The following is a 6,483-nucleotide window of genomic DNA, read 5'->3' as shown; positions in this document are numbered from 1 at the left end:
TAGTACCTTTGAGATTGCTGCTGTTGTAGTTGTTTTACCGTGATCGACATGTCCTATTGTACCAATATTTACATGGGTTTTACTTCTGTCAAATTTTGCTTTTGCCATTTTGTCCTCCTAAATTTTTTTATTTTATTGTTCAGATATTTTATTTTACCTTATATTTAAAAAAAAAGCCACACTTTCCTGGTTTTTTTGATAGTGTAGTTTTTGAGTGGTGGTGAGGGAAGGATTTGAACCTTCGAAAGCTGAGCTGGCAGATTTACAGTCTGCTCCCTTTGGCCACTCGGGAACCTCACCACAGTATTAAATTGTTATGGTACCCCGTAGGGGAATCGAACCCCTGTCTTCAGAGTGAAAATCTGATGTCCTAACCGTTGAACGAACGGGGCAAAAATAATGGTGCCGCTTACCGGAATCGAACCAGTCACCTACTGATTACAAGTCAGTTGCTCTACCAGATGAGCTAAAGCGGCATCACACACAAGAATGATTATAATCTATTTCCTATTTTTTGTCAACATTTATTTTCTTATTTTTAAAATTTTTATTTTAAAAATATTCCTCTCAATTCTTCTTCACTATAATTTCTTTTGGATTTCATATTTTTCAATAGTTCTATATTTTTTTCTATTTTTTCTTCTGTTTTAAATTTCCCAATAATTTCAACATTTTTTACATTTTTTAACTCTAAATAATTTTTTATTTTTAATAGTGACTCTTTAGATGCAGGTTTTACCCATGCTTCAGTTCCTTTTCTATCCAATGTATTTAATTGAAGTTTCCCATATTTAATTGAATTTAAAAATTCTGCTAATCCATCTAATTCTTTTTTTGTATTATTTATCCCCTCTATAATAAAAGTCTCTAATAAAATTTCCCCATTAAATTCTTCCCCTAAAGCTTTTAAGCCTTTTTTTATTTGGGAAATATCCAATTCTTCATAAGCTCTATTAATTTTTTTAAAAGTAGAATTATATACAGTATTTATTGTAGGTAATATTACGTCTAAATTTTTTATATCTTCTCTTAATTCTTTTTTCCAAAGTAATCCTGAATTTGTAATTAAAACTATTTTCTTATTAGTTGTTTTTTTCAACCAATTTATTATTTCTTTTAAATCTTTGTTCAATGTTGGTTCTCCACTTCCAGATAAAGTTATACAATCAAAATCTATGTTTTCCAAAGCATGAAGAACTTCTTTCTTCATTTCCTCCAAATTTATATAACTCTTTCTTTCCTTAATAAATTCTTTAGTTAGTCCACATTCACAAAACACACAATTCATATTACAAGTTTTAGAATTAACTACATCTATTCCTAATGATTTTCCCAATCTTCTTGAAGGAACTGGTCCAAATAAATATTTATACATAATTTTCACTCCTTTAATATTAAACTTACTTTAAATTATATACTAATTTCAAAATATAGTGTTAGAATTTTTTAAAATTGTACTACTACACTTATATCTAATTGACTATTAATTATTTATAAGGTAATATAATATTAGTTACCTTATATAGGGAGGCATTATGAAATTTTATGGAGAATTATTAGCTTTATTTACAGCTTTTTGTTGGACTAGTTCATCGTTAATATTTGAAAATGTAGCTAGAAAAACACATCCTCAAATTGTAAACTTTTTAAGAGTTTGCATAGGAACATTTATGATTGGAATTGTGTGTCTATTCACCAAAAGACATCTTTTTTTTCCACTTGATGTACCTTTAAATGACTTGGGATTACTTTTACTTTCAGGATTTATTGGAATGTTTCTTGGAGATTTTTTTCTTTTTAAAGCTTATGTCCAAGTTGGTGCTAGAATCACAATGTTAATAATGACTTTATCCCCTATAGTTGTAGCATTAATTGATTTTATTTTTTTAGGAGTAGAGCTGTCTATTTTTCAAATAGGAGCTATACTTATAACTTGTTTAGGAGTTATTATCGTTATCCTAAAACCAAATAATTCTAAAAATAAATTATCTTGCAATTTTTCTCCCAAGAGATTACTTTACGCTTTTTTAGCCACTATAGGACAATCTCTAGGAATCATTTTAACTAAACTTGGTTCATCTTCCTATGATTCCCTGGCAACAACTCAAATTAGACTTATAGCTGCTATTATGGGATTTGGAACTTTAATTATTATACAAAAAAGAGGACAAGAATTACTTCTTGTCCTAAAAAATCATAATAATATGTTTTTTATATATTGTGGTACTTTTACTTCAATTTTTGGGATTGCTGCACTTGTTGAATCTTTCAAATATTCAAATGCTTCTATTGCCTCAACAATATCTTCAATTAGTCCAATATTAATAATTCCCATATCCATTATTCTCTTTAAAGAAAAAATAAAAAAATATGAAATAGTTGGTGCCTTTATTTCTATTATCGGAATTTCAATTTTCTTTTTTTAAATTAAAAAATTTCACCTATCATACATCTAACAGAGCCCCCACCATAATATTCAATTGTTTTTACGTCACTTGTAATTATTTTAGTGTGTTTTAATATTTCTTCCTTTTGTTTTTTAGTTAAAATATTATAGGCTGTTTGAGACATTACCATAAAATTTCCAACTTTTCCTTTAAGTTCCAAAATATTTCCCAAATAATTTTTCACTTGATTTAATGAAATCTCCACTACTTTTTTACCTGAACCTAATAATTCATTTCTAACCATTTCCCTTTCCCTTAGACTTATAATGGCCTCTAAGCATACAATGGCAACTTTATCCCCTATTCCCATTAAAACATTTGTATGGTAAATAGGAACCCCATCTTGTTTAGCTTCAAAAGGAATAGCTTTATACCCTAAATTCTTGCAACATTTTAAAAACAATTTTTTATTTGATCTTTTAGAGATACAACAATAAGCCTTTTTAGATTTTCTATCTAAAACTACACTTCCTGTTCCCTCTAAAAAAATATTTTCTTTAACTTTATAACTATAATCAACCACTTTAACTTTATCTTTCCCTATTATATTAAATAAATATTCTTTAAATTTTTTCACTTCTTCTCTTCTATTTTTAGTATACATAGGATAAAGAACTAATGAATTTTCATGGGAACTAAACCAATTATTTGGAAATATACTATCTGGTGTTTTTTCAAGTAAAGTATCTTGGGCAATGTTTACTTGAATTCCATTTTCCTTTAGTTTATCTACAAATAAATCAAATTCCTCTAAGGCTTTTTTTTGAATTTCCTCTTCACTTAAATCTCCAGTATTTTGGTAAATATTATCCTTTGCTGTTTCCTTGTTATAATTAAATCCTATTGGTCTAACCATAAAAATTCTATTTGTTAACTGCCTTGTCATTTTTCCTCCTGATTTTTTAAATTTCTTTTATAATTTAAAAGCATAAGGAAGTAGTTCTTCTATTGTATATAATTTATAATCTTTGTTTAAATTAGCTAAAATAATAATAGTTTCATTGTTTGAAAATTCCCTTATAACCTGTCTACATGCTCCGCAAGGTGACACAGGTTCCTTTGTATCTGCAACTATACAAATAACTTTTATTTTTTTCATTCCATTGGAAATTCCTGAAAATACAGCACTTCTTTCTGCACAATTGGACAAGCCATAGGAACCATTTTCAACATTTACACCTTTATATATATTATTATTTTCATCCACAACAATAGCTCCAACCTTAAAATTAGAATATTTAGCATAAGCATTTTCTCTAGCTATTATTGCTGTTTCAATATAAGATAATATTTGTTTTTCACCCATATATCCTCCCTATTTTATAAAGCTATACTTGCTTTCTTTTCCTATTAATAATTTTTTTATTGTATCTGCTATATCAGAAAAACTTTCCCTCGTTCCTATATTACCACTTTTAATATCTTTTGAATAGGCTAAAATAGGTATATATTCCCTTGTATGATCTGTTCCTTTAAATGTAGGATCACATCCATGGTCTGCTGAAATTATTAACAAATCTGAGTCTTTCATATTCTCAATAATTTCAGGAATATATCCATCAAATTCTTCTAAAGCTTCCTTATATCCCAAAGCATTTCTCCTGTGTCCATACTTTGAATCAAAATCAACTAAATTTGTGAAAATTAATCCCTTTGTATTTTCTTTTATAGCAGCTATTGTTTTCATAATTCCATCTAGATTATCCCTATTACTTCCCTTATTTTCTGTTATTCCTTTACCTGCAAAAATATCATTTATTTTACCTATTCCAACTACATCTAAATTATTTTCCTTTAAATCATCTAAAAGAGTCCTTCCTAGGGGTAGAACTGAAAAATCATGCCTATTTGAGGTTCTTGTATAATTTCCATTTTCTCCAATAAATGGTCTTGCTATTACCCTTGCAACTGGAGATTTTTCATTACATATTTCAAGTGCTATTTTACAAGCTTTATATAGTTCATCTAGGGGAATTTTTTCTTCATGAGCTGCTATTTGAAAAACTGGATCAGCACTTGTGTATACTATATAGTCTCCATTTTCACTTGCTTTATCCCCATAATCATTTATTACCTCTGTTCCTGAATAGGGTAAGTTACATAATATTTTTCTTCCTGTTCTTCTTTCAAATTCTTCTATTGTGCTTTTAGGAAATCCATTTGGATAAGTTGGAAAGGGATTTTCTGTCACAAGCCCTGCTATTTCCCAGTGCCCTGTTGTTGTGTCCTTCCCTTTAGCTAGCTCTCTTGCTTTCCCATAGAGCCCAATTGGATGATCTGTTCTTGATACTCCCTTTATATTAATAATATTACCTAAGCCTAATTTTCCCATATTTGGTAAATTTAGTCCCCCTGTTATTTCTCCAATATGTGCTAAAGTATTCGATCCTACATCTCCAAATAATTTAGCGTCAGGTAACTCTCCAACTCCTGCACTATCTAGTATGATCATTATAACTCTTTTTATAGTGTTCATTGTATTCTCCCTTAATTTTATTATTTTTATATATTCACAGTATGAATTTCAAATATAACCTTTTTTTCTAAAGTTTTTTTATCAGAAATAGTAAAGGCTTCCTTTATAAAATTTATTGATGTATCTAAATTTTTCTCATTATTATATTGCAGTTTTCCTAGAACTTCTCCTTTTTTAACAGGGTCTCCTGTTTTTTTACAAAGAATAACTCCCACAGAATGATCTATAACCTCTTCTTTAGTCTCTCTTCCTGCTCCTAAAACCATCCCTGCTTTTCCAATTTTTTCAGCTTCTATTCCTTGAACCCATCCTGACTTACCTGATTTAATTAAATATTCGTACTTTGCTCTAGGTAACAATGAATAATCCTCTGTTAGATTAGGATCTCCCCCTGCATATTCTATAAAATCCTTTAGATGTTTAATTGCTTTTCCTGATTCTATAACTTCTCTAACTTTTTTCTTTCCCTCTTCTAAATCTTTAACATCTCCTTTTATCATTAAAGCTACAGCAGTTAAAGTTTCCACCAATTCTGTGAAATCCTTAGGACCTCTCCCTTTGAGAGTTTCTATTGCTTCTATAACTTCATTTGAGTTTCCAACTGCTAACCCAAGAGGCTCATCCATATTAGTTAAAACTGCTGCAACCTTTCTTTTAAAACCTTCCCCTATATCCAACATGGACTTTGCAAGTTGTCTTGCTGAGTCTATATTTTTCATAAAGGCTCCAGAGCCAACTTTCACATCTAAAATCAATCCATCTGAATAAATTGCTAATTTTTTACTCATTATTGAGCTAGCAATTAATGGTATACTCTGAACTGTAGCTGTTACATCCCTTAAAGCATAAATCTTTTTATCCAAAGGAACTATTTTATTTGAAGCTTCCATAATGCCAGTTCCTGTAATATTTGTCATTTTTATTAATTCTTCCTTTGATTTTGGGAAAGTAAAGCCCTTTATAGACTCAAATTTATCTATTGTTCCCCCTGTATGACCTAAACCTCTTCCAGAAAGTTTAGCTGTTCCTATATTGAAACTAGCAAATAAACCAGCTAAGGCTATTGTTGTTTTATCCCCTACACCACCTGTTGAATGTTTATCTATTAAAAAATTTTCAACACCAGTAAATTTTATACTTTCCCCACTATTTACCATTTTTTCTGTAAAGATTTCCAATTCTTCTTTACACATTCCTTTAAAATAAACTGCCATTAAGAAGGCTGACATTTGATAATCTGGAATTTTTTCATTTAAGTATCCGTCTAAGAAAAAACTAATTTCTTCCTTGGAAAGTATTTTCCCATCTCTTTTATTTTGTATTATATCCACTGCTCTCATAATAAAAACCTCCTATATTTATCTATCTTCTTTAATTATAGTACATATTTCATTAAAATAAAAAGCAGGTCTATAATTTACCTGCTTTTCTTATTTTTATTGGGTCTATAATATTTGGTGTTGGTATTTGTAAAAATACTAATGCCTTTATTTTTTGCAAAAAAAAATTGAGACAAATAAAAAAATCCGTTACAATTAAGTTGCGACACCAAAAGAAAGG

At 29.1% G+C, this 6,483-nt stretch carries 7 protein-coding genes and 3 tRNA genes; 1 reads left to right on the top strand and 9 read right to left on the bottom strand.

What is annotated here, in order from left to right; all coding sequences use genetic code 11:
- The 5 genes from GIL12_RS09670 to GIL12_RS09650 all read right to left on the bottom strand — a co-directional run.
- The coding region (locus GIL12_RS09670) for a GTP-binding protein (protein ID WP_163468048.1) at positions 1–108 on the bottom strand (108 nt) is incomplete at its 3' end.
- 107 nt (positions 109–215) lie between these two features.
- A tRNA-Tyr gene (locus GIL12_RS09665) sits at positions 216–300 on the bottom strand.
- Positions 301–317: 17 nt separating this feature from the next.
- Positions 318–392: transfer RNA gene (locus GIL12_RS09660), tRNA-Glu, on the bottom strand.
- Between the two features lie 8 nt (positions 393–400).
- Positions 401–476: transfer RNA gene (locus tag GIL12_RS09655), tRNA-Thr, on the bottom strand.
- A gap of 71 nt (positions 477–547) precedes the next feature.
- Positions 548–1,375 (bottom strand): radical SAM protein, encoded by an 828-nt coding sequence (locus GIL12_RS09650; protein ID WP_163470270.1) that lies wholly within the window; start codon positions 1,373–1,375, stop codon positions 548–550.
- Between the two features lie 160 nt (positions 1,376–1,535).
- Here GIL12_RS09650 and GIL12_RS09645 point away from each other — a divergent pair, with 160 nt between their 5' ends.
- Positions 1,536–2,426 (top strand): DMT family transporter, encoded by an 891-nt coding sequence (locus GIL12_RS09645; protein WP_163470269.1) that lies wholly within the window; start codon positions 1,536–1,538, stop codon positions 2,424–2,426.
- 1 nt (position 2,427) lies between these two features.
- Here the strand turns inward: GIL12_RS09645 and ctlX are convergent, their stop codons facing one another.
- From ctlX to GIL12_RS09625, 4 genes are read right to left on the bottom strand one after another with little or no spacing between them, the layout of a single operon-like run.
- Positions 2,428–3,333: a citrulline utilization hydrolase CtlX gene (gene ctlX, locus GIL12_RS09640; RefSeq protein WP_163470268.1), complete on the bottom strand. Its 906-nt coding sequence runs from the start codon at positions 3,331–3,333 to the stop codon at positions 2,428–2,430.
- A 27-nt stretch (positions 3,334–3,360) separates the two neighbouring features.
- Positions 3,361–3,753, bottom strand: coding sequence for a cytidine deaminase (gene cdd / locus GIL12_RS09635; protein WP_163470267.1), 393 nt, complete (start codon positions 3,751–3,753; stop codon positions 3,361–3,363).
- A 9-nt stretch (positions 3,754–3,762) separates the two neighbouring features.
- Positions 3,763–4,923: a phosphopentomutase gene (locus tag GIL12_RS09630; protein WP_163470266.1), complete on the bottom strand. Its 1,161-nt coding sequence runs from the start codon at positions 4,921–4,923 to the stop codon at positions 3,763–3,765.
- Positions 4,924–4,949: 26 nt separating this feature from the next.
- Complete coding sequence (locus tag GIL12_RS09625; RefSeq protein ID WP_163470265.1) at positions 4,950–6,263, bottom strand: thymidine phosphorylase; 1,314 nt, start codon at positions 6,261–6,263, stop codon at positions 4,950–4,952.
- Between the last annotated feature and the right edge of the window lie 220 nt (positions 6,264–6,483).

Origin of the sequence: Fusobacterium sp. IOR10 (assembly GCF_010367435.1) — a bacterium.
GTDB lineage: Bacteria > Fusobacteriota > Fusobacteriia > Fusobacteriales > Fusobacteriaceae > Fusobacterium_B.
The sequence above is the reverse complement of the archived record's forward strand: the minus strand, read 5'-3'. Positions and strand labels throughout refer to the sequence as shown.